At 68.8% G+C, this 26101-nt stretch carries 30 protein-coding genes; 14 read left to right on the top strand and 16 right to left on the bottom strand.

The features are described 5' to 3' along the window. Nucleotides 1-106: 106 nt before the first annotated feature. Entirely contained in the window at nucleotides 107-322 is a 216-nt protein-coding gene (locus tag P6281_RS05960) for a hypothetical protein (RefSeq protein ID WP_008254496.1), read from the top strand. 70 nt (nucleotides 323-392) lie between these two features. Further along, entirely contained in the window at nucleotides 393-677 is a 285-nt protein-coding gene (locus P6281_RS05955) for a 4a-hydroxytetrahydrobiopterin dehydratase (RefSeq protein WP_009952356.1), read from the top strand. Here the strand turns inward: P6281_RS05955 and P6281_RS05950 are convergent. Then, the gene (locus P6281_RS05950; protein WP_407937423.1) at nucleotides 674-1984 is read right to left on the bottom strand and encodes a mannosyltransferase; all 1311 of its coding nucleotides are present in this window, start codon (nucleotides 1982-1984) and stop codon (nucleotides 674-676) included. The genes P6281_RS05955 and P6281_RS05950 overlap by 4 nt on opposite strands. A gap of 149 nt (nucleotides 1985-2133) precedes the next feature. Between P6281_RS05950 and P6281_RS05945 the strand changes: the two genes are divergently transcribed. Together P6281_RS05945 and P6281_RS05940 are read left to right on the top strand one after the other, a co-directional pair. Beyond that, complete coding sequence (locus P6281_RS05945) at nucleotides 2134-2886, top strand: hypothetical protein (RefSeq protein WP_038535309.1); 753 nt, start codon at nucleotides 2134-2136, stop codon at nucleotides 2884-2886. A 48-nt stretch (nucleotides 2887-2934) separates the two neighbouring features. Next, the gene (locus tag P6281_RS05940) at nucleotides 2935-3996 is read left to right on the top strand and encodes an Rv1157c family protein (RefSeq protein WP_324738650.1); all 1062 of its coding nucleotides are present in this window, start codon (nucleotides 2935-2937) and stop codon (nucleotides 3994-3996) included. A 72-nt stretch (nucleotides 3997-4068) separates the two neighbouring features. On the opposite strand, the gene P6281_RS05935 is transcribed toward P6281_RS05940, so the two are convergent. After that, a complete protein-coding gene (locus P6281_RS05935; protein WP_003875447.1) occupies nucleotides 4069-4215 on the bottom strand; it encodes a hypothetical protein in 147 nt (48 codons plus the stop codon). A gap of 28 nt (nucleotides 4216-4243) precedes the next feature. Beyond that, entirely contained in the window at nucleotides 4244-4816 is a 573-nt protein-coding gene (locus tag P6281_RS05930; RefSeq protein WP_324738927.1) for an HhH-GPD-type base excision DNA repair protein, read from the bottom strand. Between the two features lie 111 nt (nucleotides 4817-4927). On the opposite strand from P6281_RS05930, the gene P6281_RS05925 reads away from it, so the two are divergent. Next, on the top strand, nucleotides 4928-5458 hold the full coding sequence (locus P6281_RS05925) for a nuclear transport factor 2 family protein (protein WP_324738649.1): 531 nt from the start codon (nucleotides 4928-4930) through the stop codon (nucleotides 5456-5458). Nucleotides 5459-5492: 34 nt separating this feature from the next. Here P6281_RS05925 and P6281_RS05920 read toward each other — a convergent pair whose 3' ends face one another. Together P6281_RS05920 and P6281_RS05915 are read right to left on the bottom strand one after the other, a co-directional pair. Then, nucleotides 5493-5717 (bottom strand): DUF5302 domain-containing protein, encoded by a 225-nt coding sequence (locus P6281_RS05920; protein WP_324738648.1) that lies wholly within the window; start codon nucleotides 5715-5717, stop codon nucleotides 5493-5495. Between the two features lie 48 nt (nucleotides 5718-5765). Then, a complete protein-coding gene (locus tag P6281_RS05915) occupies nucleotides 5766-6209 on the bottom strand; it encodes a PPOX class F420-dependent oxidoreductase (protein ID WP_008254475.1) in 444 nt (147 codons plus the stop codon). A gap of 74 nt (nucleotides 6210-6283) precedes the next feature. Between P6281_RS05915 and P6281_RS05910 the strand changes: the two genes are divergently transcribed. Beyond that, nucleotides 6284-6805: a DUF1697 domain-containing protein gene (locus P6281_RS05910; protein ID WP_014941430.1), complete on the top strand. Its 522-nt coding sequence runs from the start codon at nucleotides 6284-6286 to the stop codon at nucleotides 6803-6805. A 55-nt stretch (nucleotides 6806-6860) separates the two neighbouring features. Here P6281_RS05910 and P6281_RS05905 read toward each other — a convergent pair whose 3' ends face one another. Further along, complete coding sequence (locus tag P6281_RS05905; protein WP_008254464.1) at nucleotides 6861-7226, bottom strand: GntR family transcriptional regulator; 366 nt, start codon at nucleotides 7224-7226, stop codon at nucleotides 6861-6863. 37 nt (nucleotides 7227-7263) lie between these two features. Here P6281_RS05905 and P6281_RS05900 point away from each other — a divergent pair, with 37 nt between their 5' ends. Then, entirely contained in the window at nucleotides 7264-7977 is a 714-nt protein-coding gene (locus tag P6281_RS05900; protein WP_202349739.1) for an NAD-dependent deacylase, read from the top strand. Here P6281_RS05900 and P6281_RS05895 read toward each other — a convergent pair. After that, nucleotides 7974-8606, bottom strand: coding sequence for a class I SAM-dependent methyltransferase (locus P6281_RS05895; RefSeq protein ID WP_008254462.1), 633 nt, complete (start codon nucleotides 8604-8606; stop codon nucleotides 7974-7976). The genes P6281_RS05900 and P6281_RS05895 overlap by 4 nt on opposite strands. 66 nt (nucleotides 8607-8672) lie before the next feature. Then, a complete protein-coding gene (locus P6281_RS05890) occupies nucleotides 8673-10988 on the bottom strand; it encodes an MMPL family transporter (RefSeq protein WP_014384029.1) in 2316 nt (771 codons plus the stop codon). A 312-nt stretch (nucleotides 10989-11300) separates the two neighbouring features. Here P6281_RS05890 and P6281_RS05885 point away from each other — a divergent pair, with 312 nt between their 5' ends. Continuing rightward, nucleotides 11301-11423, top strand: coding sequence for a hypothetical protein (locus P6281_RS05885; RefSeq protein WP_003878506.1), 123 nt, complete (start codon nucleotides 11301-11303; stop codon nucleotides 11421-11423). Nucleotides 11424-11568: 145 nt separating this feature from the next. Here the strand turns inward: P6281_RS05885 and P6281_RS05880 are convergent, their stop codons facing one another. Further along, complete coding sequence (locus P6281_RS05880; protein ID WP_324738647.1) at nucleotides 11569-12321, bottom strand: 3-hydroxyacyl-CoA dehydrogenase; 753 nt, start codon at nucleotides 12319-12321, stop codon at nucleotides 11569-11571. A 49-nt stretch (nucleotides 12322-12370) separates the two neighbouring features. Next, the gene (locus tag P6281_RS05875; RefSeq protein ID WP_041785413.1) at nucleotides 12371-13453 is read right to left on the bottom strand and encodes a CaiB/BaiF CoA transferase family protein; all 1083 of its coding nucleotides are present in this window, start codon (nucleotides 13451-13453) and stop codon (nucleotides 12371-12373) included. 120 nt (nucleotides 13454-13573) lie between these two features. Here P6281_RS05875 and P6281_RS05870 point away from each other — a divergent pair, with 120 nt between their 5' ends. Next, complete coding sequence (locus P6281_RS05870; protein WP_009954649.1) at nucleotides 13574-14386, top strand: enoyl-CoA hydratase; 813 nt, start codon at nucleotides 13574-13576, stop codon at nucleotides 14384-14386. 92 nt (nucleotides 14387-14478) lie between these two features. Further along, complete coding sequence (locus P6281_RS05865; RefSeq protein WP_036458332.1) at nucleotides 14479-15837, top strand: NAD(P)H-binding protein; 1359 nt, start codon at nucleotides 14479-14481, stop codon at nucleotides 15835-15837. A 1-nt stretch (nucleotide 15838) separates the two neighbouring features. Here the strand turns inward: P6281_RS05865 and P6281_RS05860 are convergent, their stop codons facing one another. Next, nucleotides 15839-16561 carry a CPBP family intramembrane glutamic endopeptidase gene (locus P6281_RS05860; protein WP_014381995.1) on the bottom strand — a complete coding sequence of 241 codons (723 nt, stop codon included), beginning with the start codon at nucleotides 16559-16561 and terminating at the stop codon, nucleotides 15839-15841. Beyond that, nucleotides 16558-17706 (bottom strand): NAD(P)H-binding protein, encoded by a 1149-nt coding sequence (locus P6281_RS05855; protein ID WP_014384025.1) that lies wholly within the window; start codon nucleotides 17704-17706, stop codon nucleotides 16558-16560. Before P6281_RS05855 ends, P6281_RS05860 begins: the two co-directional genes overlap by 4 nt. A gap of 91 nt (nucleotides 17707-17797) precedes the next feature. On the opposite strand from P6281_RS05855, the gene P6281_RS05850 reads away from it, so the two are divergent. Genes P6281_RS05850 through P6281_RS05840 form a run of 3 tightly spaced genes read left to right on the top strand, consistent with a single transcriptional unit; the run spans nucleotide 17798 to nucleotide 20414 of the window. Beyond that, on the top strand, nucleotides 17798-18880 hold the full coding sequence (locus P6281_RS05850) for a type III polyketide synthase (RefSeq protein WP_043955624.1): 1083 nt from the start codon (nucleotides 17798-17800) through the stop codon (nucleotides 18878-18880). A 20-nt stretch (nucleotides 18881-18900) separates the two neighbouring features. Beyond that, the gene (locus P6281_RS05845) at nucleotides 18901-19401 is read left to right on the top strand and encodes an isoprenylcysteine carboxyl methyltransferase family protein (protein ID WP_014379405.1); all 501 of its coding nucleotides are present in this window, start codon (nucleotides 18901-18903) and stop codon (nucleotides 19399-19401) included. Continuing rightward, nucleotides 19398-20414 carry an NAD(P)/FAD-dependent oxidoreductase gene (locus P6281_RS05840; RefSeq protein ID WP_324738646.1) on the top strand — a complete coding sequence of 339 codons (1017 nt, stop codon included), beginning with the start codon at nucleotides 19398-19400 and terminating at the stop codon, nucleotides 20412-20414. The genes P6281_RS05845 and P6281_RS05840 overlap by 4 nt, the downstream gene beginning before the upstream one ends. A gap of 16 nt (nucleotides 20415-20430) precedes the next feature. Here P6281_RS05840 and P6281_RS05835 read toward each other — a convergent pair whose 3' ends face one another. Further along, a complete protein-coding gene (locus P6281_RS05835; RefSeq protein ID WP_009957567.1) occupies nucleotides 20431-21222 on the bottom strand; it encodes a crotonase/enoyl-CoA hydratase family protein in 792 nt (263 codons plus the stop codon). After that, nucleotides 21219-22367, bottom strand: a complete 1149-nt coding sequence (locus P6281_RS05830) for a thiolase family protein (RefSeq protein WP_008254449.1) — start codon at nucleotides 22365-22367, stop codon at nucleotides 21219-21221. The genes P6281_RS05835 and P6281_RS05830 overlap by 4 nt, the downstream gene beginning before the upstream one ends. A gap of 176 nt (nucleotides 22368-22543) precedes the next feature. Between P6281_RS05830 and P6281_RS05825 the strand changes: the two genes are divergently transcribed. Then, on the top strand, nucleotides 22544-23986 hold the full coding sequence (locus tag P6281_RS05825) for a WS/DGAT/MGAT family O-acyltransferase (RefSeq protein ID WP_014381991.1): 1443 nt from the start codon (nucleotides 22544-22546) through the stop codon (nucleotides 23984-23986). Nucleotides 23987-24007: 21 nt separating this feature from the next. Here the strand turns inward: P6281_RS05825 and P6281_RS05820 are convergent, their stop codons facing one another. Together P6281_RS05820 and P6281_RS05815 are read right to left on the bottom strand one after the other, a co-directional pair. Continuing rightward, a complete protein-coding gene (locus P6281_RS05820; protein WP_014381990.1) occupies nucleotides 24008-24799 on the bottom strand; it encodes a lysophospholipid acyltransferase family protein in 792 nt (263 codons plus the stop codon). Further along, nucleotides 24796-26064: a cytochrome P450 gene (locus P6281_RS05815; RefSeq protein WP_020188677.1), complete on the bottom strand. Its 1269-nt coding sequence runs from the start codon at nucleotides 26062-26064 to the stop codon at nucleotides 24796-24798. The genes P6281_RS05820 and P6281_RS05815 overlap by 4 nt, the downstream gene beginning before the upstream one ends. Between the last annotated feature and the right edge of the window lie 37 nt (nucleotides 26065-26101).

The following is a 26101-nucleotide window of genomic DNA, read 5'->3' as shown; positions in this document are numbered from 1 at the left end:
ACGGCTGGCACCGAGGTTGGCGCACTCATTCGCGGCGCGCTGTGAAGGCCGGCGTTGTCTGGGTATGCACTAGGTCGGCCGATCGCACTCAGTGAGGAGAAGCGCCATGCCCAACGTGTTCATCGAACCGCGACCAAAGGGCCGCGACGGAGACCCGATCACGCACTACGTCGTCGAGGACCACGGCGACAGCGAGCTCCACCAGAGCCAAACCCAGCAGGAGGCCATCGACTGGGCGAAGCAGCAGGGCCATTCACCCCTCGTCGCCCGCGTCCGCCATCTCAGCGACAAACAGAAGCCCGACCAGTGGCGGGGAGTCTAGGTCCTGACGTCCCGGATCTCCGTAACATTCTCGGTAGCAAGGATTTTGGACAACAGAACGGTGACGAGTCATGGCTGTGTTAACGGATGAGCAAGTAGACGCCGCATTGCCCGATCTGGACGGATGGGAGCGTGCCGACGGCGCCCTGCGCCGCTCGATCAAATTCGGAAGCTTCCTGGCCGGCATCGATGCGGTGCGCCGCGTCGCCGAGCACGCGGAAAGCAAGGACCACCACCCCGACATCGATATACGCTGGCGGACAGTGACTTTCGCTCTCGTCACCCACTCCGAGGGTGGCATCACCCAAAACGATATCGACATGGCCCGCGACATCAACGGGATCGTCGACAGCTAGCCGGCGGCCCGTACCCCGGGCGCGGCGTCTCGGCCGCGGTTGCCGGTGGCCGCGATCCAGATCAGCGTCGCCACCGCGGCCGCGGTGTAGATCAGCCCGGCCCAGGCCAGATACCACGGGCGGCCGATCTGCCAGATGGTCGGTTGAGCGAAGCTCAACAACCACGGCACGCCGATCAGGGTGAGCGCCAACCACGCCCAGCCGGCGATTCGCGCCCCGCGCAGCGTGCGCCCCGCGCCGTGGATCGCCCAGATCATCAACGGCACCAGCCACACCCAGTGGTGGGTCCAGGAGATCGGCGACAGCAGCAGCCCGAACAGCTCGACCACGATCAGCCTGCCCAGCTGATCGGCGGCGTCCAGCGCGCGCCAGGCCAGGACGGCCAGCACCGCGGTGACGACGAGCGCGACCACCAGCGGCGGCCCGAATCCGACGTCGTGGCCCAGGATGCGTGAGATGGCGCCGCGCCACGATTGATTGAACGAGGTGGCGATGGGACCCACCCGGTGAGCGTCGCCCAGTAGTTCGGTGAAGTAGTAGCGGGTCTGGTCGCCGACGACCACGACCGAAATCCCAACGGTGGCAACGAAAACGACCGCCGAGAACACCGCCGCGCCCCACCGCCGGGCGCCGGCCAGATAGACCCCGGAGATCGCGGGGGTCAACTTGATTCCGGCGGCCGCGCCGACCAGCAATCCCGACAGCCACCATCGCGTGGTGTAGACCGCCCACAGCACCGCGGTCATGAGCAAAACATTGACCTGACCGTAGTCGAATGTGCTGCGCAGCGGCTCAATCCAGATCGTGATCGCCGTCCACGCCATCGCCAGTCGGCGGCCGCGGGGACCGGCCGGCGCGGCCGTCAGGCGCTGGCTGATCCGGATCGCGCCGTACAGGGCGGCCATGGTCGCGATCTGCCACAGGAATGCGACGAGCCCGAACGGCAGCAGGTGCAGCGGGTAGAAGACGACGGCCGCGAAGGGCGGGTAGGTGAACGGCAGCGGGAAGTCCGGCGTCTGGTCGGCGTAGACGTAGCTGTACAGGGTGCCGGGATGGTCGATCGCGGCGGCTCCGCCGAGGTAGACGTGCAGGTCGACGAAGTTCGCGCCGTTGGGGGCCAGGTACGTCCAGGCCAGCCGCGCCGCGACGCTCGCGATGAGCAGGATCGGCGCGGCCACGACGAGGCGATTCGCCAACCGCTGGGTGATGGGTGCCGCCGCGGCGGCAGAGATGGTGTCTATCCGCCCGACTTTAGCGATCAAACCATGCGGCGCGGCCCCGTCGGTCCCCCGATGACCCATGCACATCTATGCAGTGCGCGCCATTTCGCGCGTTCGGTCACCGCTCCCACTCGTATCCGTAACGAATAAATAAATGCCACACGTGTCACTTGAGTCCCATCTGCATCAAAGTAGCTTCAGCGCCGGGACCTGTAATCGATCAATCAGGGAGAGTCATGCCAACCATCTGGACTTACTTGCGTGCAGCCGCCGTCCTGGCCGGTTCGTCCGCAGCACTATTGACGGGCGGTATCGCCCACGCCGACCCCGTGCCGGCTCCGGCGGTGCCGAACATTCCGCAGCAGCTGATCAGCTCGGCGGCCAACGCACCGCAAATCCTGCAGAACCTCGCGACCGCGCTCGGCGCCACGCCGCCCGCGGCGCCCGCCACACCGGGCATCAGCTTCCCGGGTGTTCCCTCGGCCGCCTCGCCGGCCTCGGCGACCACGGCGGGCATCCCGTCGATCCCCGGCCTGACGCCGGCGGCACCCGCCGCTCCCGCGTCATCTCCGGCGGCGGTGCCGTCCATTCCGGGGCTGGCGCAGTCGGCGACGCCCGCCGCGCCGGCGTCACCCTCCGCGGCGAGCGGCATTCCGGGGATGATTCAGGGCCTGACCGGCGCACAGCCGGCGGCCGCGAGTCCGGCCGCGCCGGCCTCGTCGATCCCGGGCCTGCCCGCGATCCCGGGGCTGTCGGCGCCGAGCGCGCCGGCCACCCCGCCCGCACCGCAAATCCCGCAGGCGCAGGTCAACATGCCGGCGATGCCGGCGGGCCTTCCGGTCAACGTGCCCCCGCAGGTGCGGCTTCCGCAGGATCTGCCGGCGCTGGCCTCGGGCCAGACCCCGGCGGCACCAGCCGCTCCGGCCGCACCCGCGCCGGCCGCCAGCCCGGCCGGACCGGCAGCGCCGCTGCTCGCCGCACTGCCTTGAGCAGCGTCGTCATCGGCCTAACCCACCACTGAGAACCGAAGGACAACCGTGGCAACCACTTGGAATCTGTCCAAAGGTTTGGCCGCTGTCGTCACGGCATCGGTTGCCGCGCTCGGGCTTTGCCCGAGCGCGGCAGCCGACCCGGCGGCGCCGCAGCCGACACCACAATCCAGCGCGGCCCAACAGCTGCCGGGGCTGCCTGCCCTGTCGCAGCTCAGCCCGCTCATCCAGCAAGCGGCCGGCGACCCGCAGCAGGCGACACAGCTGCTCATGGCCGCCGCGCAAGCCTTCGCCCACAGCCCGACCGCTCCCAGCGAGTCCAAAAACGTGGCGGCGGCGGTGAATCAGTTCGTCCAAGAGCCCACCGCGCCGGTGCAACACGTTCCGGCGACCGGGGTGGAACCCGGTGTGCAGGCGCACCTGCCGGCCGGGATCAACCCGGTGCACGCGGCGGGTCCCGCACCCCAGCCGGCACCCGAGGCGCACCTGCCGGCCGGCGTCGACCCGGCGCACGCGGCCGGGCCCGCACCCGCCGCCGCGCCGGCGCCCGCGCCCGCCCAGCCCGCGAATGTGCCCGTCGCGGCGCCGATTCCGGCACCACCAGCACCCGCCGCCGCACCCCCGGCACCCGAGGCCGCCCCGGCGCCCGCACCCGCGCCGGACGCCGCCCCGACCGCGGCCGCCCCGGGATTCGGCGCCGACACGCCGCCCACGCAGGACTTCATGTATCCCTCGATCGGCACCAACTGCCTGGCGGATGGCAGCAGCGCCATCGCCACCGCGCTGTCGGTCGCGGGCCCGGCCAAGATTCCGCTTCCCGGCCCGGGGCCCGGCCAGACCGCCTACGTGTTCACCGCGGTCGGCACGCCCGGACCCGCCGAGGTGCAGAAGCTGCCGTTGAACGTCACCTGGGTGAACCTGACCACCGGCAAGTCAGGCACCGTCGCCCTCAAGCCGCGACCGGACATCAACCCGGACGGGCCGACGACGCTGAGCGCGATTGCCGACACGGGCTCGGGCAGCATCATGTCGACGATCTTCGGTCAGGTCACGACCAAGGAAAAGCAGTGCCAGTTCATGCCCACGATCGGATCGACGGTGGTGCCGTAACACACCGGCGCCGTCACTGTTTCGCCGCCTGCGAACGCGCGTGTCCCCGCACCGGGGTCACGCGCGTTCGCTTTAGTACGCCATGAACAGGATCGCGTCACGGTCGTATTCGAGGCCGGGATGAACGCTGGCGAGATGAGCCTGGGTCAGTTCGACCAGCTCGTCCTCGTCCTTGCCGACAATGGCCTCGCCGCACGGACACGTTATGTGTGTCTTCACGTTGCTGCCCTTCCCTTCTGTGCACCGACTACTTCGCCGCTTTGGCTGCCGCCTTCATCTGCTTCTTATAGGCACGCACCGCGCCCATCGACTCGGCGTCGACGATATCGGCGACGGAGATGTGCGTGCCCGCCTTGCCGAACTCGCCGGCGGCCGCGCGAGAGCCCTTCGGCGTCACGCCGTACTGCTTGCCCAGCAGCGCCAGAAAGATCTGCGCCTTGACCGCACCGAAACCGGGCAGCGCCTTGATGCGCCGCAGCAGCTCCTCGCCGTCGGGGTCACCCGAGGTCCACAAGCCCGCGGCGTCACCGTCGTAGCGGTCCACGATGATCTGGGCCAGGGTCTGGATACGTTTGGCCATCGATCCCGGAAAACGGTGTATCGCAGGTCTTTCCGAGCACAGCGCGGCGAACTTGTCCGGGTCGTACTCGGCGATCTCGTGAGCGCCGAAACCGCCCATGCGGTCCGCGATCTTCTTCGGTCCCGAAAAGGCGGTCTCGAACGGCACCTGCTGATCGAGGACCATCCCGATGAGCAGGGCCAACGGATTCTCGTCCAGCAGCGCGTCGGCCTCGGGATCTTGAGCCAGCCAAAGTTTCACCGTCAACGACCTTCCTTTCGGTGAACACCCTACGACCGAGGCCGGTTGGTGCGACAGCAACCACCGAAACCGCGCCTACGATCAGCACCCTAACCGTCGAGTTATCGTGACGTGGTGGTGGATGAGGCCCGATTGGAGCTGATGCTGGCCCGCGACGAACTGCACGCGCTCGTCACGTCCTACTGCCGCGCCGTCGACCGCGCCGACTACGAAGGCCTGCGGGAGATGTATCACCCCGACGCGACCGACTCGCACGGCTCGTTCTCGACCGGCGGTGTCGAACAGTTCATCGCGCAGTTGCAGGCCGCGCAGCCGTATGTGCGTGTCTCCCAACACAACATCACCACGACGAACTTTGTGGTCGCGGGCGAAAAGGCCCACGGTGAGGTCTACTGCCTGGTGTTTCACACCTTCGCCGGTCCCGACCACGACGTCGACGTCATCATCGGCGGCCGGTACCTGGACGAGTACACCAGGCACGACGGCCGTTGGAAGTTCAGCCGCCGCACCATCGTGGCGGACTGGGCCTACCAGAACGACCCGTCCCGACTGGACTTCGGACATCCCAGCACCCGAGGCCTGCGCGGCAAACCGGGGCGAGACGACCCCTCGATCGGCCTGTTCTGCCCATCCAGCGGCTAGGCGAATCGGGCCGTCTACCAACGAGTCTCGGGGGTCAGCCGCTCTTGCGGCGGAACTCGCGCCGGTTCCCCGCCGCGCCGTGCGCCCGGGACTGCTTGCCGGCGCCGTCCTTGTGGTCGGATCCGGTCGAGGATTTCGCCATCTTGCGGTCGAGCGCTTCGCGGAACTTGCGCTTGGTGTCCTCGTCCGACCCGGGCGGTTCAGAAGCCGCCGAAGCCTTGGACGACTGTGAACCCTGCCGGGCATTCGATGCGGCCATACGGGCAGCTTAGCCCCGGTTTGACGGGCGGGCGCGCAGGCGGCGCGGCTACCGCATGCCGGGCGGCATGCCGTACAGGTGCGAGATCGGCAACGTCAGCAGCACCCGCCGATCGGTGACCATCGCCTGCCGGTATTCGTCCCAATCGGGATGTTCGCCGGCGATGTTGCGGTACAAGGCAATCAACGCCTCCACGGTGCTGTCGCCGGGCGCGGCCGCCGGGGGGGTCAGTTCGGCGGTGCCCTCGGCGACGGCGTACGACCAGCCGTCGTCGGCGTCGACCAGGATCGACGCCCGCGGGTCCCGGCGCAGGTTGCGCGTTTTGGCGCGCGGCTCGGTGATCGACACCTGGATCGCCATGCTGCGCGGGTCGAAGTGGTAGCTCACGTTCGACAGTTGCGGTCGCCCGTCGCGCTTGATGGTGGCCAGCACCCCGAGGGAATGTCCGCTTATCAAGGCCAGCAGCTTGTCGTCGAAGACTTGGCGTCCCATGACGAAAGCCTACGTCGCGCGCCGCCCGGGCGGCCGGGATGGTCGTCCCCCGGCCGGGCTGGTGGAATCGGGGCATGACCAAGTACGCGGCGTTTCTGCGTGGCGTGAACGTCGGGGGCGTCAATCTGAAGATGGCCGAGGTGGCGGCCGCGCTGACCGACGCGGGCTTCACCGAGGTGCGAACCGTGTTGGCCAGCGGCAACGTCGTGCTGGAGTCGTCGGCCGGCGTGGCGGCGGTGCGCAGGAAGGCCGAGGCGGCGTTGCGCGAACGGTTCGGCTACGACGCCTGGGTGCTCGCCTATGACATCGGCACCGTGCGCGAGGTGGTCGACGCCTATCCGTTCGAGCGCGACGCCGACGGCTACCAGTCCTACGTCACGTTCGTCGCCGATAAGGCGGTGCTCGACGAGCTCGCCGCGCTGGGTCAGGAGGCCGGCCCGGACGAGCGGATCAGCCGCGGTGACGGCGTGGTCTACTGGCAGGTCCCCAAGGGCGGCACCCTGGACAGCACCATCGGCAAGACGATGGGCAAGGCGCGCTACAAGTCGTCGACCACGACGCGCAACCTGCGCACGCTCGACAAGGTGCTGCGCTGAGCGGTACTACCGCATGGGCTGCGCGCCAACGCTTTTCGATGCCCAACGGTAGCGCTTACTCGTCGGGCACCGATTCGATGTAGCGCAGGGCATCGGCTTTGTCCAACCCGAGTCCGCGGGCTACCCGGACGTACTCGCGCGCGGCGGCGGCCATGGCGGCGTCGGTCGGGTCGTAGCGGGCGACGAATGTGCCGAAGCGGCCGCGGGTTTCGATGATGGCGGCGGTCTCCAGCTCGCGGTAGGCGCGAGCCACGGTGTTGACCGCGACCCCGAGCTGGCCGGCCAGGTCCCGCACGGTGGGCAGGCGCGTGCCAGGCGGCAGCGCGCCCTCGCGGACCCCGTCGATCACCTGCGTCCTGAGCTGGTCGAACAACGGCTTGCCCGCCTTCACGTCGACCCGCAACCAGTCACCCAGCTCCACCCGTTCAGTATCCCCCACCTCCGGCTATCTTGGTGGGATGCGCGTAGCGGTGCTCAGCGGCGCGGGGATCTCCGCGGAAAGCGGTGTGCCGACGTTCCGCGACGACAAGAACGGGTTGTGGGCCCGCTTCGATCCCTACGAGCTGTCCAGCACGCAAGGGTGGCGCGACAACCCCCAGCGCGTCTGGGGCTGGTACCTGTGGCGACATTACCTGGTCGCCGACGTGCAACCCAATGCGGGTCATCGCGCCATCGCCGCCTGGCAGGACGACGCCCGGGTCACCGTCATCACCCAGAACGTCGACGACCTGCACGAGCGCGCCGGCAGCGGCTCCGTCCACCACCTGCACGGGAGCCTGTTCGAATTCCGTTGTGCGCGTTGCGCTGAGCCATACAGCGGCGCGCTCCCGCACATGCCCGAACCGGCGCTCGAGGTGGAGCCCCCGGTGTGTCATTGCGGCGGCCTGATCCGGCCCGACATCGTGTGGTTCGGTGAACAGTTGCCCGACGAGCCGTGGCGGCGCGCCGTCGAGGCGACCCAGTCCGCCGACGTGATGGTGGTGGTCGGGACGTCGGCGATCGTCTATCCGGCGGCCGGGCTCGCGGAGCTGGCGCTGGCGCGCGGCGCCACCGTCATCGAGGTCAATCCCGAAGTCACGCCGCTGTCGGCCAACGCCACCCTCAGCATCCGCGAGTCGGCGAGCCAGGCGTTGCCGGGACTGCTGCAGCGGCTGCCCGCCCTGCTGAACTAGGCGGGCCGGCGCGCGCGGCCCAGCAGGAGTTCGGACACCGGCATCGGCGCCCAGGCCGGCAGCGTCCACTCCCGCCGCGAGGTGTCAACTTCGAATCCCGCGTCGAGGATCGAGCGTTCGGTGTCGCGATGGGTGTGGCAGTTGCCAAACAGCCGGGGCCACAACGTCGCATCGACGAAACGCTGAAAGCGGCCCCGCGCGCCGGCACTGGCGATGTGCTCGAGGTAGCGCAGTTCCCCACCCGGTCGCAGCAACGAGTACAGGCGCCGCAGCACGGCGCCCGGGTCACGCACCGAGCACAACACCAGCGAGCACACCACCGCGTCGAACGGCTCACCGGCGCTGAGACTTTCGGCCGTCTCGCCGGAAACGATCACCCGGGCGGGGGCCGCGTCGGCGGCGGCGCGGGCCCGCGCCGCCAGCCGCGGTTCGGGCTCCACCGCGATGACCTCGTCGACCGAGGCCGGATAGTGCGGAAAGTTCGTCCCGATCCCCGCGCCGACCTCCAACACCCGGCCGGACAACCCGGCCAGGTTCTCCCGGCGCAGGACCCGGATCGCCTCGGCTTCATGGTTGGCGACGAAAGGCCAGACGCGCGCGAAGAAGGGATTGTCGACCGCCGTTGTCATACGTGTGTGAACCTTCCGACTCGGATGACGCCCAGAATAGGGTTCGGCGCCGGGACAGGCCGGACGTTAACCGATATTGGGCACCGGCTCCGCGAGCGCCGCCCCGGCGACGGGCTCGGGGGTGGGCGGGCGGGGCGCGGGGTCGACGCCTTCGCTGATCCCGAACCGATCGTGCAGCCACGCCAGGGGCCGGGGCGCCCACCAGTTCCAGCGGCCCATCACGTGCATGAAGGCCGGGACGACCACCATCCGCACCAGGGTGGCGTCGGCGAAGACGGCCAGCACCAGGCCCAGACCGAACATCCGCATGAACGAGACGTGCGCGGCGATCAGCGCGGCGAACGACATCGACATCACCAACGCGGCCGCGGTGATGACCCGACCGGTGCGGGCGACGCCGAGGGCCACGCTCTCGTCGTTGGCGGCGTGGGCCTGCTTCGGGGTGGGCCGGGCGGGCCGGGCGGCGCCGGACGCCAGCCAGTATTCGCGGATCCGGGAGAGCAGGAAGACCTCGTAATCCATCGACAGCCCGAAGGCGATGCAGAACAGCAGCACCGGCATGTTGGCGACCAATGTCCCGCTCGGCGTGGTGCCCAGCGCACCGAGATGGCCGTCCTGGAAGATCCACACCAGCGCGCCGAACGCCGCCGTCAACGACAGGAAGTTGCACGCGAGCGCCTTGATCGGCAGCAGCACGCTGCCGGTGAGCAGGAACAGCAGCACGAAGGTGATCGCGGCCATCAGCCCGAGGACGAGCGGAAGCCGTTCGGTCACGGCGTCGACGCTGTCGCGGTTGACCTGCGCCACCCCGCCCATCTCGACGGCCCGCCCGGCCGGTCCGGGGACGTCGTGCAACCGTGCGAGCTGGGCGTCGTTCGCCGCGGAGAACAGCGGCGCCGTGCTGCTGACGGTCAAAAAGGCGCTGCCCTGGGCCAGCCCGGTCGCCCCGGCCGGTGGCCCCACCCGATTTCCGCCCGTGAAGGTGCCCCCGGGCGCGGACACGGCCGCCACGTCGGGCACGCGTGAGAGCGCGGCGGCGTAGCTGTCGAAATCCCCGGGATTCAGGCCGGAGGCATCGGGGACGACGACGGGCACCGACGTCGCGGAATCGTCGGCGAAGTCGTTGCGCAACCGGTCGCCGACCTGGTGCGCCGACGCCGAGCGCGGCAGCACCCGGTCGTCGGGGAACCCCCACTTCACCGAGAAGAACGGCAGCCCGAGCAGCAGGAGCAGGCCGACGACGGCCAGGCCGACCGGCGCCCAGCGGCGCATCACGAACTTGCTCGACCGATACCAGAACAGTTGCTCGACGGGCTTTGGCGCCGGCTCGGGTCGCCGCAGCATCCGCCGCAAGAACCGGCGCACATTGAACGCGTCCAGCCGGTCGCCCAACAGCACGATCGCGGCGGGGGTGATCACGATCGAGGCGGTGGCGACGAAGGCGACCGTGGCCACCCCGGCGTAGGCGAACGACTTGAGGAAGTACATCGGGAAGGCCACCGTCGCCGACATCGACAGCGCCACGGTGACCGCGGAGAACAGCACCGTGCGGCCGGAGGTGGCCATCGTCCGGATCAGCGCCTGGTCGCGGTCGTGGCCCTCGGCCAGTTCGTCGCGGTAGCGGCTGACGATGAGCAGCGTGTAGTCGATGGCCAGGGCCAGGCCCAGGGCGGTGCTGAGGTTGAGGGCGAAGATCGACACCTCGGTGGTGAAAGTGATCAGCCGCAACACCGACATCGAGCCGACGACGGCCAGCGCGCCCAGCGCCATCGGCAACGCGGCGGCCAGCAGCCCACCGAACACCCAGATCAGCACCACGAAGCTCAGCGGCAGCGCGATCATTTCCATCACCAGCAGGTCGTCCTGGTTCTGCTTGTTGATCTGGGCGTACTGCATGGCCGCGCCGCCGGCGCGGACGGTCACCCCGTCGCGGTCGTGGACGAACTGGTCCGACAGGGTCTGCGCGTTGTTCTGGACGAAGTTTTCGCCGCCTTTGAGGTTGACCACGATGAGGCCCGACTTGCCGTCGCGGCTCACGAGATCGGCTGGGGCCGCGCCGGTCCACGGCGAGGACACGTTGTAGACCAGCGGGGACCCTTGGAGTTGGTGGACGAGGTCGGTGCCCACCGCGCGGGCCTGTTCGCTGTTGGTGCCGCCGGGGGCCGTCACCAGGATCAGCATCTGCTGACCGCTCTGCCCGAACTTGTCGGTCAACACGGCGATGGCGCGGGCGGACTCCGAGTCCGGATCCTGGAAGCCGCCGGGAGACAAGCTCTTGGCGACGGGAACGCCGAAGACGGCGGCGGCGATGAAAACCAGCACCCCGATCGCGATGATCCGGCGCGGCGCCGCGATAGCGACTCGGGCGATTTTCTGCAGCATTGTGAGCCCTTCCGCTGCCGGTGCCCCGTTGCGCTGGCGGCTGGCTAGTCCGCGACAACGTAACAAACGCTAATGTCCACGCGTCGAACAGTGTTGTCCTTAAGCACGCAGGCGGGCGGGTGGATCGTTCAACGCCGCATTTTTTAAACCGGTAGAACGGTAAGAGTCCGGCCAGAAAATTGTGTCGCAAATAAGCAGCTCAGGGCGCAAATCCCAGCGGAAATGACGGCCACCCTACCCGCGGGTAAATTGCCACCATTTTCCGAATCGTGACTCAAAGTTTCCTTAAGGGTGGCCCATACGCTCAGTGTCATGTGGATCGACGACACAAGTGCCGACGTCATCAAGGTCGACTTCGAGGCCCTCTACCACGGCGACGTGCTGGTGGAAGGCGAGACCTCGGAGCAGTTCGACGAACTGCAAGCGGCGAGCTGAGGCAGACCATGAGCATGCTCGCACGGCTGTTAATGGCCGAACCCTCCGTCAGTCGGTGGTTCCGCAAGTAACCATCGATCGTGGTCATCACGAAAGCCCCCCGCCGACGCGGGGGGCTTTCGTTTTGTCCGACGGCGGCACGCGCCTAGCGCGGCGCCATGCGAATGGCGCCGTCCAGGCGGATGACCTCGCCGTTGAGCATCGGGTTCTCGACGATGTGCACGGCCAGCGCGCCGTACTCGTCGGGGTCGCCCAGCCGGGCCGGGTGCGGCACCTGCTTGCCCAGCGAGGCCTGCGCCTCCTCGGGCAGCGAACCCAAAAGCGGGGTCTTGAACAGCCCGGGCGCGATGGTCACCACGCGGATGAGCTCGCGCGAGAGGTCGCGGGCGATCGGCAGCGTCATGCCGACCACGCCGCCCTTGGATGCCGAGTAGGCGGCCTGGCCGATCTGGCCCTCGAACGCCGCGACGGAGGCGGTGTTGATGATGACGCCCCGTTCCTCACCGAGCGGCTCGGTCCTGGCGATGCGCTCGGCGGCCAGTCGCAGCACGTTGAAGGTGCCGATCAGGTTGACGCCGATGACCTTCTTGAACCCGTCCAGCGGGAACGGGCCGTCCTTGGACAGCGTCTTGATGGCGTTGCCGATGCCGGCGCAGTTGACGTTGATGCGCAGCGTGCCCATCGACTCCGCGGCGTCCAAGGCCTTGCCGACGGCGGCCTCGTCGGTGACGTCGGCCTCGACGAAGCGGGCGCGCTCGCCCAGCTCGCGGACGGCGTCCTCGCCACGCAGGTCGATCACCACCACCTGGGCGCCCCGGTCGAGTAGCCGCTTGGTGGTGGCCAGGCCCAGCCCTGAGGCGCCCCCGGTGACGACGGCGACGGCGTCTTTGATCTCCATGCGAGTCCTTCCCTGATTTCCTGGATTCCAGCCAACTGGTTGGTTGGGACTATACCCAGTCGTTGAGTACGGCTTCGGCGTCGGCCACCGGCGTCGCGGGGCGCGGTGTCTCGGGCGCCGTGCGGGAGAACCTTGGCGCCGGCCGCGGCTGCAGGCCGCCGTCGACCTCGTAGAAGGTGTCCCGCTCGGTGATGTGCGGCTCGGTCTGCACCTCGCCGAAGGCCAGCACCGGCGTCACGCACGCGTCGGAGTCGGCGAACACCTTGGCCCAGTGGTCGCGGTCCTGGCTGGCGAATTTCTCGGTCAGCACCGCCCGCAGTTCCGGCCAGCGGCCGACGTCGTTCTGCCCGGGCAGGTCCGCGCCGTCCAGCCCCAGCCCGGCGAGCATGGCGGCGTAGAACTGCGGCTCGATGGCGCCGACCGCGACGCAGCGCCCGTCGGCGCATTCGTAGGTGTCGTAATACGGGGCGCCGCCGTCGAGCAGGTTGGTGCCGCGCGCGTCGGTCCACATGCCCGACGAGCGCATCTGCCACATCATCTGGACCAGCACGCTCGAGCCGTCCACCATCGCCGCGTCGACGACCTGCCCCTTGCCGGACGTCTGCCGCTCCCACAGCGCCGACAGGATGCCCAGCAGCAGGAACATCGAGCCGCCGCCGAAGTCCCCGACGAGGTTCAGCGGCGGGACGGGCCGTTCGTTCACCCGGCCGATGGAGTGCAGGATGCCGTTGAGCGAGATGTAGTTGATGTCGTGGCCGGCCTGCTGGCTGCGCGGGCCGGTCTGACCCCAGCCGGTCATCCGCGCGTAGACGAGGCGGTCGTTGACCTTCGCGCAGTCCTCGGGGCCGAGGCCGAGCCGCTCGGTGACGCCTGGGCGGTAGCCCTCGATCAGCACATCGGCCTTGGCGATCAGTTTGAGGACGAGACCGCGGCCTTCGTCGGACTTCAGATCGGCGGTCACCACGCGGCGGTTGCGCATCATGGCGTCCTTGGCGACACCCCCGGGGCCCGAGGAGGGACGATCGATGCGCACCACGTCGGCACCCAGATCCCCCAGGATCATCGCGGCGTGTGGGCCCGGCCCGATGCCGGCCAACTCGACGACACGCAACCCCTTCAACGGTCCAGCCATGATCCACCGACCTTTCGTCCGCTCTGACGACTCCGACCGTTCGTGCTCAAACAACCGGTCGTTCGACATCTTCGCAGCCGTGCCCGTGGCCCGCGCAGCCCGGTCACTTATGGTGAGCCCATGCCTTCATCCGCGATCGCCACCCTCGCCCCCGTCGCCGGCCTCGACGTCACGCTGTCCGGCGGCGTGTTCTCGGTGACCATCAACCGGCCCGACAGCCTGAATTCCCTGACCATTCCGGTGATCACCGGGATCGCCGACGCGATGGAGTACGCGGCGACCGACCCCGAGGTCAAGGTGGTGCGGCTCGGCGGCGCCGGACGCGGCTTCAGCTCCGGTGCGGGCATCAGCGCCGACGACGTGTCCGACGGGGGCGGCGTCCCGCCGGACGAGATCATCCTCGAGATCAACCGGCTGGTGCGCGCGATCGCCGCGCTGCCCCACCCGGTGGTCGCGGTCGTCCAGGGCCCCGCCGCCGGGGTGGGCGTTTCCATCGCCCTGGCCTGTGACGTCGTATTGGCTTCGGAGAGCGCGTTTTTCATGCTCGCCTTCACCAAGATCGGCTTGATGCCCGACGGCGGCGCGTCGGCGTTGATCGCGGCCGCGATCGGGCGGATCCGGGCCATGCAGATGGCCTTGCTGCCCGAACGGTTGACCGCCGCCGACGCGTTGTCCTGGGGGCTGGTCACCGCGGTCTATCCGGCCGACGACTTCGAGGCCGAGGTGGACAAGGTGATCGCACGGTTGTTGGGCGGCCCAACCGTCGCCTTCGCCAAGACCAAGCTGGCGATCAACGCGGCCACGCTCACCGAACTGGATCCAGCCCTGCAGCGGGAGTTCGACGGGCAGTCGGTGCTGCTGAAGTCCCCCGACTTCGTCGAGGGCGCCACGGCCTTCCAACAGCGCCGCACGCCCAACTTCACCGACCGCTGACGGCCGTCGCGCCCACCCGCCGCGACGCTTGAGCCCGCGCCGATGCGGTAACCCTCTCGTCAGGAGAACGACGGCTGACGAGCGGAGAATCGATGCCCGAACAGGTGCGGTGCCTGGTGACCGGAGCGACCGGCTACATCGGCGGGCGCCTGGTGCCCCGGCTGCTGGACGCGGGACATCACGTTCGGGCCTTGGCGCGCAACCCGGACAAGCTGGCCGAGGTGCCGTGGCGGCAAGGGGCGGAGGTCGCGCGCGGCGACCTCGGTGACGTCGATTCGCTCATCGCCGCCTGCGACGGGATCGACGTGGTGTACTACCTGGTCCACTCGATGGGAACGTCGAAGGACTTCGCCGCCGAGGAGACCCGCGCCGCCCGCAATGTCGTGACGGCCGCCCGGCGCACCGGGGTGCGCCGGATCGTCTACCTCAGTGGCTTGCATCCCGAAAACGCTGATCTCTCACCGCATCTCGCGTCGCGCAAGGCCGTCGGCGAGGCCCTCATCGACTCCGGCGTCGAGACCGTGGTGCTGCAGGCCGGGGTGGTCATCGGGTCGGGGTCGGCGTCGTTCGAGATGATCCGGCACCTCACCGACCGGTTGCCGGTGATGACCACACCGAAGTGGGTGCACAACCGGATCCAGCCGATCGCGGTGCGCGACGTGCTGCACTACCTGGCCGCCGCGGCGACCACCCCGGTCCCGAAGTCGCGGACCTGGGACATCGGTGGCCCCGACGTGTTGGAGTACGGCGACATGATGCGCGTCTACGCCGAGGTCGCCGGGCTGGGCAACCGCTACCTGTTCGTGCTGCCGTTTCTCACCCCGGCGATCGCCAGCCTGTGGGTGGGTCTGGTGACCCCGATCCCGTCCGGCCTGGCCCGGCCGCTGGTCGAGTCGCTGGAATGCGATGCGGTGACCCGTGATTCCGACATCGACGACATCATCGCCCCGCCGCCGGGCGGGCTCACCGGATACCGCCGCGCGGTCGAGTTGGCGCTGCGGCGAGCCGCCCGCGGCGTCCCCGAGACCAGCTGGTCCTCGCTGCGGTCCGAGCCGGCCGAGCCGTTGCCCAGCGACCCCGACTGGGCCGGTGAGATCGTCTACACCGACGTGCGGACCGCGATCGCCGGCGCCGCACCCGGTGACGTGTGGTCGGCGGCCCGCGCCGCGGCAACCGCCCGCCGGTGGCAGCGACGCCTACCGCTTAGCGGCTGGACGGTCGAGGAAAGCGATCCCGGCGTCGGCCTGCGGCTGCACTCCACGCCGAGTCGAGTGGGCCGGGCCTGGCTGGAGATCACGACGCGGCCGCACGACGGCGGCGCCAGCCGGTACACGCAACGGCTGATCTTCGTGCCGCGCGGCGTCCTCGGCCGGATGTACCGGCGCACGGTGTGGCCGTTGCGCGTCGCGGCGCTGCGGGGCCTGGCGCGCGAGGTCGTCACGCCGGGGTGACTCAGACCCCGAACATCGGCGGCAGGACCAGCACCATGATCAGCCCCCAGCCGACGTGGGTCAGCACCGGCGCCAGCACGCCGCCGCTGGCCCGGCGCTCCAGCGCGCACACCGTCCCGAGGATGATCGCGGCGAATCCCAGCATGGGGTTGCCGCTGGCCATGGTGGCGGCGGTGTAGAGCAGCGTGGAGATCAGCACCGGGTGATAGCGGCCCAGCGCGGTGTAAAGCGCGCCGCGGAAGAACAGCTCCTCGGCGACGCCGTTGATGACGGTGATCAGCACGACCAGCAGGAAGGACCCCTGATGGGCGAAGAGCAGGACCCGGGTGATCAGGTCGGAGACGGCCGGGATCTCTCGGGCGATCAGCCCACCCACCACGAACGCGCCAGCGACGAGCAGGCCGACGGTCGTCCCGGTGATGACCGGCCGCTGGTTGCGGCCCCGCCAGCAGATGCCGCCCAGGTGCAGCGGGCCGGAGACCAACGCGCCCGCGGTCCACACCGCCGCGAGCGCCAGCGTCAGCCAGTAGAAGCTGGCCTCCCCCGGATGGCGCCGCAACGAATACCCCAGCACCGCCGCGCCGACCACCAGCGTGATCGCGACGATGACGCGGCGCCGCCGCACGACGGACGGCGATTCATGATGGGGCACAGCAACATTGGTGATCGCGCGCCGCAACTCGGCGAAGACGCTGCTGTGGTAGGGGGCCGTTGACTGGCTCATGCGGGACGCACCTTCGGGGTCAGGGCGATCAAAATGTCGAGGCCGGTGCGAAGCGCTCCGGCAACCGGACCGGGGACCCTGTTCACCAGCCCCAGGGTCGGCCGCGCGATGGACGGTGTGACGCGCTGGGCGAGTTGGCGGAGGCGCCGCGCGTCGCCACCGGCCCAGGCGGCGTCGGTGTTGGCGAGGTCGTGCGGATCGGCCAGGGCGTTGACCGGGCGCGGCCGCTGATTGGAGAGGCCGCGCAGCGCCAGCGCGATGGCGTCGTCGATCCCGAGCAGGCCGCCGGGCGGATCGGGTACCCGGTCGCGCAGGTCGCTGACCGACGCCACCATCGGGTGGTCCAGCGACTCGACCAGGTCCCCAGCCAGGCCCGGGGGCACCGGCAGGGCGACGCCGGTGATCAGCGAGGCCAGCCCCGTGTCGACCCTGCCGACCGGCAAGCCGGTGTGCCAGCGCCCGGAAATACGGGCGTAGGTCTTCAGCAGCCGCCGGTAGGAGGTGGTGTCGGGCCCCGAGATGTCGTAGGCCCCCGCAGGCACCCGGTCACGATCGGCCGCGGCGACGAGATAGTGCAGGACGTCGCGGATCGAGATCGGGTCGATCGGGTTGTCCATCCAGCTCGGGATCGGGATGACCGGGAAGCGGTCCCCCACGTAGCGCATCATCTCGAACGACGTCGAGCCGGCGCCGATGATCATCGCCGCGCCAAGCCACACCAGCTCCGGGCCGTCGGGGACAGCGAGCGCCTCGGCCACCTCGGCCCGGCTGGTCAGGTGCTCGGATAACGCCTCGTCGGCGGGCACGAAGCCGCCCAGGTAGACGATGCGGCGCACCCCCGCGTCGCGGGCCGCGGTCGCGAGGTTGGCGGCCGCGGACTTGTCCGCGTCGCGGAAACCGGGCTGACCGATGGCGTGCACCAGGTAATACACCACGTCAATGGGGTCGCAGCCGGCGAAGGCCGCCCGCAGCGACTCCGGGTCGGCGGCGTCGAGGGTCACCGGTGTGATGTCGTCGAACCAGCCGAAGCGCTTGAGCCGCAACGGGTTTCGCGTGGCGGCCACCACCTGGTGCCGGTTTTCCAGCAGCGCCGTGACCAGCCGTGATCCCACATAGCCGGTGGCACCGGTGACCAGAACCCGCATACCCCGACCCTAGCCCGACGATCTGGCCCGTGGCCCGCGCGACGCAAAGACGAATTTGAACCGGTGCGGCACCGGCACCGTGACCGGGGGCATGAAGAAGTTCACTGGGGGCGCCGCGGACACCGCGGTGAAATATCCGTCCATCGCCGGCGTGGCGGTGAAGTTCCCGCCCAATCGCTACACCCAACACGAGGCCATCCGCGCGCTGACCGACATCGCCGGCCCCGATTTCCGCCGGTTCGGCGGCAGCAGCGGGGTCGAGTTCCGCAACACCGCCTTGCGGCTGCCCCGCTACCGCGAGCTGAGCGGCTTCACCGAGGCCAACGACGCCTACCTCGACGTCGCGCTCGAGCTCGGCGAGCAGGCGCTGGTGGCGGCCCTGGACGAGGCCAAGGTCAAGCCGTCGGAGCTCGACATCGTGTTTTCCACGACGGTCACCGGGCTCGCCGTGCCGACGCTGGAGGCGCGCTTGGCGACGCGGGTCGGGCTGCGGCCCGACGTCAAACGCGTCCCGCTGTTCGGGCTGGGCTGCGTCGCCGGCGCGGCCGGGGTGGCGCGCATGCACGACTATTTACGTGCCTTCCCCGACCACACGGCCGCGCTGCTCGCGGTCGAACTGTGCTCGCTGACCATCCAGCGCGACGACACGTCCGTCGCCAACCTGGTCGCCACCAGCCTCTTCGGCGACGGCGCGGCCGTGGTGATCAGCGAGGGCGCCCAACGCACCGGCGCCGAACACACCGGACCCCGGGTGCTGGCCACCCGCAGCCGGATCTATCCCGACACCGAAGACGTCATGGGCTGGAAGATCGGCGGCGACGGATTCCGCATCGTGCTGTCCGCCGACATCGCCACCATCGCCGAGAAATACCTGGGCGACGACGTCCGCGATTTCCTCGCCGACTACGGTTTGCGCCCCCGCGACGTGACGACCTGGGTGTGCCACCCGGGCGGCCCGCGGGTGATCGAGGCCGTCGAGCACGTGTTGGACCTGCCCGCGGACGCCCTGGACCGCACCCGAAAGTCGTTGCGCGAGAACGGCAATCTGTCGTCGGTCTCGGTGCTCGACGTGCTCGCGGCCAACATGGCCGATCCGCCGGCGCCGGGCTCGATCGGCCTGATGATCGCGATGGGGCCGGCGTTCTGCTCCGAACTGGTGCTGCTGGCCTGGTAGCGCTGGTAAAGACTGTAGCCATGTATTACCTGCTGGTGCTGGCCGTCGGGGTCGAGCGCGTCGCCGAGCTGGTGGTGTCCACCCGCAACGCGCGATGGTCGTTTACCCAGGGCGCCAAAGAATTTGGCCGATCGCACTATCCGGTGATGGTGGTCATCCACACCGGGCTGCTGGTCGGTTGCCTCGTCGAACCGTGGGCGCTGCACCGGCCGTTCATTCCGTGGCTGGGCTGGCCGATGCTGGCGGTGGTGGCGGCCAGCCAGGCGCTGCGCTGGTGGTGCATCGCGACGCTGGGGCGGCGGTGGAACACCCGGGTGATCGTGCTGCCGCAGGCCCCGCTGGTGCGACGGGGTCCCTACCGCTGGCTGCACCATCCGAACTATGTTGCAGTGGTGGCTGAGGGGTTGGCATTGCCGCTGGTGCACACGGCGTGGCTGACCGCGGCCATCTTCACGCTGGCCAACGCCGCGTTGCTCGGGGTGCGGCTGCGGGTGGAGAACTCGGCTCTGGGTTACACATGAGCGATTACGACGCGGACCTGCTGATCGTCGGCGGCGGCCCCGGCGGCCTGGCCACGGCGTTACACGCTCGACGCCTTGGACTTTCGGTGATCGTGGCCGAGCCGCGCGAGAGCCCCATCGACAAGGCGTGCGGTGAGGGGCTGATGCCCGGCGGCCTGGCCGAGCTCACCGCGCTGGGCGTCGACCCGGCCGGCATGCCGTTCCATGGCATCGCCTATGTGAGCGAACGGCGGCGGGCCCAGGCGCGGTTTCGCGGCGGGCCGGGGCGCGGCGTGCGTCGCACCACGCTGCACGCGGCGCTGGCCGCGCGCGCCAAAGAGCAAGACACCGACTGGATCCGAGCGCGGGTGACCGGTGTCCGGCAGGACGCGCACGGCGTCTCGGCCGCGGGGGTGCGCGCGAAATGGTTGGTGGCGGCCGACGGCCTGCATTCACAGGTCCGGCGGGACGTCGGCATCGCGACGACGGCGGGAACGCCGCGACGCTACGGCGTGCGTTGGCACTACCGGGTGCCGGCGTGGACCGATTTCGTCGAGGTGCACTGGTCGCGCTGGGGCGAGGCGTACGTGACGCCGGTTGAGCCCGACCTGGTCGGGGTGGCGATTCTGTCCCGCGGGCGGCCCGACCTGGCCTGGTTTCCGCGGCTGGCCCGGCAGCTGGAGGGCGCGAGCCGCGGGCAGCCGCGCGGCTGCGGCCCGCTCCGCCAGGTGGTCTCGCGGCGCGTCGCGGGCCGCGTCCTGCTGGTCGGCGACGCCGCCGGTTACGAGGACGCCCTGACCGGCGAGGGCATCAGTCTGGCACTCAAGCAGGCCGCCGCGGCCGTCGATGCCATCGCCGCCGAGGCGCCCGCGTCCTACGAGCAGGCCTGGCACCGGATCACCCGCGACTACCGGCTGCTCACCCGCGGGCTGGTGCTGGCCAGCACGCCGCCCGCGGTGCGCCGCGCCGTCGTGCCGGCGTGCACGCTGCTACCGGGGGTGTTCCGCCGCGGGGTGAACGTCCTGGCGCACTAGCCCGCCTAGCAGCGCGTTACCGCGCCTTCCAGACCGGCTCCCGCTTCTCGGCGAACGCCAGCGGCCCCTCCTTGGCGTCCTCGGATTTGAGCAAAACCCGCATCTCGCGCACGGTGCGGTCCCAACCCGGCTCGTCGCCGACGACGACCCCGTCGTCGACGCCGTAGGCGACCCGCTTGCTGGCCTGCACCGACAGCGGCGCGTTGACGGTGACCCGCGCCGCCAGCGCCAGCGCTGCGTCCAGCACCGAGCCCTGCGGGGCGACCTCGTTGATCAGCCCCCACTCGCAAGCGGCGGCCGCGGTGAGCGGCTCGCCGGTCAGCAGCAGTTGCATCGCCACCTTGCGCGGCAGCTGCTGCGCGATGCGGAAAACGCCACCGGCGGCGGCGATCAGCCCACGCTTGACCTCGGGGAGCCCGAACTGGGCCCGCTCGTCGGCCACCACCAGGTCACTGGCCAACGCCAGCTCGGTGCCGCCGCCCAACGCGGTCCCGTTCACCGCCGCGATGGTCGGCTTGTCGATGAAGTGGTGCACGTAGCCGGCGAAGCCCCATTCGGGATGGTCGGGGTGATACAGGTTTTCGCGGCGCGCGATCGCCTTGAGGTCGGCACCGGCGCAGAACGACTTGTCGCCCGCGCCGGTGAGCACCACCGCCCGCACCTCGGGGTCGTGTTGCGCCGCTTCCAGCGCATCCCCGACACCGATGCTGACCGCGGCGTTGACCGCGTTGCGGGCCTCCGGCCGGTTGATGGTTATCACCATCACGTTGCCCCGGCGTTCGGCCAGGGCGCCCGGCTCCTGGGTCACAACAGTTCCACGATGGTGGCGTTGGCCTGGCCGCCACCCTCGCACATGGTCTGCAGACCGTAGCGAATTCCCTTGTCCCGCATGTGATACAGCAGGGTGGTCATGATCCGGGCGCCGGATCCGCCGAGCGGGTGGCCCAGCGCGATGGCGCCGCCGTTGGGGTTGAGCTTCTTCTCGTCGGCGCCGATGTCCTTGAGCCACGCCAGCGGGACCGGCGCGAACGCCTCGTTGACCTCGTAGGCGCCGATGTCGTCGATGGACAGCCCCGATTTCTTCAGCACCTTCTGCGTCGCCGGGATGGGGGCGGTCAGCATGATCACCGGGTCGGCCCCGGCTAGCGAAGCGGTGTGCACCTTGGCGATCGGCTTGAGGCCCAGCTCCTTGGCCTTCTCGGCCGACATGAAAAGCAGCGCCGCCGAACCGTCGGAGATCTGCGACGAGTTGCCGGCGTGGATCACGCCGTCCTCCTTGAACGCCGGCTTCAGCGAGGCCATCTTCTCCATCGGCGTGCCGCGGCGGATGCCCTCGTCCTTGAGGACCACATTGCCGTCCTGATCCTTGATGCCGACAATCTGATCGTCGAAGGCACCGGAATCCTGTGCGGCCGCGGCCTTTTCGTGCGAGGCCAACGAGAACTCGTCGAGCGCCGTGCGGTCGAAGCCCCACTTCTCGGCGATCATTTCCGCCCCGATGCCCTGGTTGGGGATCTGGCCCTGGTAGCGGTCCAGGAACGCCTGCGAGTACGGCCGCCCGCCGTTGGCCAGCGACGCCCCCATCGGGGTGCGCGACATCGACTCGACGCCGCCGGCGACGACGACGTCGTAGTGCCCGGCGATCACCCCGGCGGCCGCGAAGTGGATCGACTGCTGGCTCGACCCGCACTGACGGTCGACGGTCACGCCGGGGACGGTCTCGGGCCACCCGGCGGTCAGCAGCGCGGTGCGGCCGATGTCGAGAGCCTGCTCCCCGGCCTGCATGACGCAGCCCCAGATGACGTCGTCGACGATGCCCGGGTCGACGCCGGCCTTGTCCACCAGGCCGTTGAGCACCTGCGCGGACAGATCCGCCGGGTGCACCCCGGACAATCCGCCGTTGCGCTTCCCGATCGGTGAACGCACTGCCTCGACGATGACGGCTTCAGCCATGGTCTTGTCTCCTTTGACACGTGGACTTCGAAAAACGAGTGAGTCTTGCCTCGATTGTCAACCAAGGGGTTGGGAGGGCGAGGGCCGGGGGTTGGTTTTAGGCCAGCCGCCGACGTCAACGCCCACGAACCAGAATTTTGTTCTCATCGCAGGCGGTGCGGGGCAATAATGGTCGAGTGAAGCGGCTCAACGGTATGGACGCGATGCTGTTGTACAGCGAGACGCCGAACCTGCACACGCACACGATGAAGATCGCAATCGTCGATGCCGCCGACTTTGACGGTGAGCTGAGCTTCGACCTGTTCCGGCACACGCTGCGTCGGCGCTTGCATCGGCTGGATCCGTTGCGCTACAAGCTGATCGAAATCCCATGGCGGTTGCATCATCCGATGTGGCTGCAAAACTGCGACGTCGACATGGACTATCATGTGCGGCGCGTTGCGGTGCCCGCCCCGGGTGGGCGCCGCGAGCTTGACGAGGTGATCGGGCAGATCGCCAGTATTCCACTGGATCGCGACCGTCCATTGTGGGAGTTCCACTTCGCCGAAGGCATGGCCGATCACAAATTCGCGATCATCGGCAAGATTCACCACGCCTTGGCCGACGGCGTCGCCTCCGCCAATCTGCTGGCCAGGATCATGGACTTGCCCGGTCCAGTGCAGGACGACCGCGACACTGACACAACGTGCGCTACGCCCTCAACCGCGCAGCTGCTGCGCGCCGCCGCGGAGGATCACGCCCGGCAGGCCGCCGGGTTACCCGGGGTGCTCACCGAGGCGCTCGCCGCGACGCGACGGCTGCGACGACGCGCACGGCAGCGCAGTAGGCAGCCGGACCTTGCCCGCATCTTGCATGCGCCGCCGACGTTCATCAACCACAAGGTCTCTCCTGCAAGGACTTTCGCCACCGCCACCCTATCTTTGGCTCAGGTTAAAGAGACGGGTAAACAGTTGCAGATCACCATCAACGACATGGTAATGGCAATCGCCGCGGGCGCGTTGCGCGAACTGCTCTTGCGCTATGACGGCACGGCGGACCAACCACTGGTAGCTTCGGTCCCGGCCACGACGGACAGGTCACCACAGCGGATCAGCGGCAACGAGCTGGGTGGCATGGCGGTGTCGCTGCCGACGCACATCGCCGATCCGCTAGAGCGGGTGCGGCTGACGACGATCAGCACTGCAATCGCCAAGGAGAACAACGAGCTGTTCGGCCCCGAGCTGTATGGCAGATTGATCAGCTACCTGCCGGGCGCCGCAGCCCCGCTTGCGTTCAGATGGCTGGCCCGGCGAAACACCCGAAACAGGCTGTTCAACATCCCGATTTCCAATGTGATGGGGCCTCGTGAACGCGGCCGTTTCGCAGGCGCCCCGGTCAGCGAGATATATTCGGCGGGTCCGCTCATCACCGCCTGCGCCATCAATATCACCGTATGGAGCTACGTCGATCAGCTCAACGTATCAGCAATCGCCGACGACCGCACCCTGCGCGATACCCATGAACTCACCGACGCCATGGTCAGCGCGTTCTGCGAAATTCGAACTGCTGCAGGCTTTCCCGATGACATAGCCGTCGTGCAGAGCGCCATGCCGCCCGCCGCTGTCAAGTCGACGGGCTAGCACAGTTCCGTCGAACTGGCCCTACCCCAGAACCGGGAAGCGCCGCTCGCGGGCCAGCCCGTCCAGGGCCTGCTGCATCGCCGCGCGGACGTGCTCGTCGACCTCGACGGCGTCAGGCGTGTCCCCGAATTGGGTGACGACATCGATCGGTTCCAAGACCTGGCTGACGATTTTCGTGGGCAGCGGCAGATTGGGCGGCATGATCATGCTCAGCCCGAACGGCAAACCCACCGTGACGGGCAGAATGTCGGATCGCCAGCGCGACAGGCCAAGGCGCTTCGCCAGCCATGTGCCCCGCGTGAGGAACAATTGCCCCTCCTGCCCGCCGATCGAGACCACCGGCACGATCGGCACCTGCGCCTCGATCGCCGCCCTGACGTATCCGGTCCGGCCGTTGAAATCGATGACGTTCTCCGCCACCGTCGGTCGATAGGCGTCGTAAATCCCGCCCGGAAACACCAGCACCACACCACCGGCCCGAAGGGCCCGCGCGGCGTTTTTCGAGTTGGCACGAATGAGGCCAAGGCGAGCCAGCCATCCCGCCACCGGCCCTGCGAACATCCCGTCGTGACCGAGGGTGTACAGCGGACGCTTGTAGCCAAACTTGCGATAGAACGCCGCGCCGAAGATCAGCACGTCGGGCGTGAGTATGCCGCCCGAGTGGTTGCCGACGACCAGGGCACCGCCTTCAGGCGGCATCGATTCCAGCCCCCGCACTTCGAAGCGAAACCAGCGCCGCGCCAATGGTTCCGTCGCGGCGAGAAAGCGCTGGGTGAAGCCGGGATCCCACCCGCCGAAATCATGGACACTCACGGAATCGGGGTGAATTCGAGGTGCAGCTCGGACAGACCTCGCATCTGCCAAGTCGGGTCGTAGGTGTAACGACGGGCGTCCGTCGGCCCGTGCTTCGCCTCCGCAATGGTGATGTCCGCCATCCGGTCGAGTATGCGATTCAGCGAGATCCGTCCCTCGGCGCGGGCCAGCGGCGCGCCCGGGCACGAATGATTGCCACGACCGAAGGCCACATGCTCGCGCACATTCGGCCGGTCGATGAGAAACGCATCGGGTCGCTCGAACTTTCGTGCATCCCGGTTGCTCGCACCGGGCAGCAGCATCACGGTGCTCCCTGCCGGCACGTCGATGCCACCGATCGAGGTCGTCGTGCGTGCCATCCGGAAGTGGCATTTGACCGGACTTTCCATACGCAGCGTCTCTTCGACGAAATTCGATATCCGGCTGCGGTCTTCGCGGAGCAGCTTTTGCAAGTCCGGGTTCTCGGCGAGGATGCGGACGCCAAAGCTGAGTAGCTTGGTCGTGGTTTCCTGGCCGGCCGCGAACAGAAACGTCGCCAGCCGGACCACGTCGATGACTTCCGGTATCGAGCCGTCGGGATACTTCGCCTGGGACAGCTCGGTCAACACGTCTTCGCGTGGTTGTCGGCGTCGTTCTGTGATGTGGGTGGTGAACTTCTCGTCGAGGTATTCCAGCGGATTGTGCGCGCGGGTCATCGAGTCGTCCTCGACCCCACCGGAGAACTTGCCGGAAAACACGTCCCGAAACTCTTCGTGGTCCTCGACTGGAACCCCCAGGAGGTCGGCGATCACCAGGCCGGAGAACGGTCGCGCGTACTCGTCGAGGAATTCACAACTCCCGCGTGACAGGAACTCGTCGAGCTGCTGATCGGCGAGTCGCCACATGAAGTCTTCATTTTCCTTGAGCCGCTTGGGCGTTAGCAGGCGACTGAGCAGACCCCGCGTCCGGGCGTGCTCCGGTGGGTCTTGAGTCACGATGTGTTCGCTCATTGGGATCTGCGAGCGATATTGTTCGATCAAGTGACCGATGTCGTCGCCTTCGGGCTCGAAAGGCAATCCCGCAAACGGGCCAGCGACCGAGACGCACGACGAGAACGCCGGATCTTTGTAGACCGCGAGCGCCTCGGAGTGTCCCGTTACCGCCATCACGCCCTGCTCGGGTCGCTCCAACACCGGGCAACGCGCGCGCAGGTCGTCGAAGTAGGGGTACGGGTCAGGAATCAGGGATAGGTCAGTGAAGAAATCGACCGATTCGAGATCACTCAACAGGACTCCTAGGCATCCAGGTAACCGCACCACCAGC

Origin of the sequence: Mycobacterium sp. 5-140-3-2 (genome assembly GCF_035666375.1) — a bacterium.
Classification (GTDB): Bacteria; Actinomycetota; Actinomycetes; order Mycobacteriales; family Mycobacteriaceae; genus Mycobacterium; species Mycobacterium intracellulare.
This window is presented reverse-complemented; position numbering and strand designations above follow the sequence as displayed.

Excerpts from the sequence above, each read along its gene's own strand:
- P6281_RS05960 (WP_008254496.1), top strand. The coding sequence starts at position 107 with ATGCCCAACGTGTTCATCGAACCGCGACCAAAGGGCCGCGACGGAGAC.
- P6281_RS05955 (WP_009952356.1), top strand. The coding sequence starts at position 393 with ATGGCTGTGTTAACGGATGAGCAAGTAGACGCCGCATTGCCCGATCTG.
- P6281_RS05950 (WP_407937423.1), bottom strand. The coding sequence starts at position 1,984 with ATGTGCATGGGTCATCGGGGGACCGACGGGGCCGCGCCGCATGGTTTG.
- P6281_RS05945 (WP_038535309.1), top strand. The coding sequence starts at position 2,134 with ATGCCAACCATCTGGACTTACTTGCGTGCAGCCGCCGTCCTGGCCGGT.
- P6281_RS05920 (WP_324738648.1), bottom strand. The coding sequence starts at position 5,717 with ATGGCCGCATCGAATGCCCGGCAGGGTTCACAGTCGTCCAAGGCTTCG.
- P6281_RS05915 (WP_008254475.1), bottom strand. The coding sequence starts at position 6,209 with ATGGGACGCCAAGTCTTCGACGACAAGCTGCTGGCCTTGATAAGCGGA.
- P6281_RS05910 (WP_014941430.1), top strand. The coding sequence starts at position 6,284 with ATGACCAAGTACGCGGCGTTTCTGCGTGGCGTGAACGTCGGGGGCGTC.
- P6281_RS05900 (WP_202349739.1), top strand. The coding sequence starts at position 7,264 with ATGCGCGTAGCGGTGCTCAGCGGCGCGGGGATCTCCGCGGAAAGCGGT.
- P6281_RS05895 (WP_008254462.1), bottom strand. The coding sequence starts at position 8,606 with ATGACAACGGCGGTCGACAATCCCTTCTTCGCGCGCGTCTGGCCTTTC.
- P6281_RS05890 (WP_014384029.1), bottom strand. The coding sequence starts at position 10,988 with ATGCTGCAGAAAATCGCCCGAGTCGCTATCGCGGCGCCGCGCCGGATC.
- P6281_RS05885 (WP_003878506.1), top strand. The coding sequence starts at position 11,301 with ATGTGGATCGACGACACAAGTGCCGACGTCATCAAGGTCGACTTCGAG.
- P6281_RS05880 (WP_324738647.1), bottom strand. The coding sequence starts at position 12,321 with ATGGAGATCAAAGACGCCGTCGCCGTCGTCACCGGGGGCGCCTCAGGG.
- P6281_RS05875 (WP_041785413.1), bottom strand. The coding sequence starts at position 13,453 with ATGGCTGGACCGTTGAAGGGGTTGCGTGTCGTCGAGTTGGCCGGCATC.
- P6281_RS05870 (WP_009954649.1), top strand. The coding sequence starts at position 13,574 with ATGCCTTCATCCGCGATCGCCACCCTCGCCCCCGTCGCCGGCCTCGAC.
- P6281_RS05865 (WP_036458332.1), top strand. The coding sequence starts at position 14,479 with ATGCCCGAACAGGTGCGGTGCCTGGTGACCGGAGCGACCGGCTACATC.
- P6281_RS05860 (WP_014381995.1), bottom strand. The coding sequence starts at position 16,561 with ATGAGCCAGTCAACGGCCCCCTACCACAGCAGCGTCTTCGCCGAGTTG.
- P6281_RS05855 (WP_014384025.1), bottom strand. The coding sequence starts at position 17,706 with ATGCGGGTTCTGGTCACCGGTGCCACCGGCTATGTGGGATCACGGCTG.
- P6281_RS05850 (WP_043955624.1), top strand. The coding sequence starts at position 17,798 with ATGAAGAAGTTCACTGGGGGCGCCGCGGACACCGCGGTGAAATATCCG.
- P6281_RS05845 (WP_014379405.1), top strand. The coding sequence starts at position 18,901 with ATGTATTACCTGCTGGTGCTGGCCGTCGGGGTCGAGCGCGTCGCCGAG.
- P6281_RS05840 (WP_324738646.1), top strand. The coding sequence starts at position 19,398 with ATGAGCGATTACGACGCGGACCTGCTGATCGTCGGCGGCGGCCCCGGC.
- P6281_RS05830 (WP_008254449.1), bottom strand. The coding sequence starts at position 22,367 with ATGGCTGAAGCCGTCATCGTCGAGGCAGTGCGTTCACCGATCGGGAAG.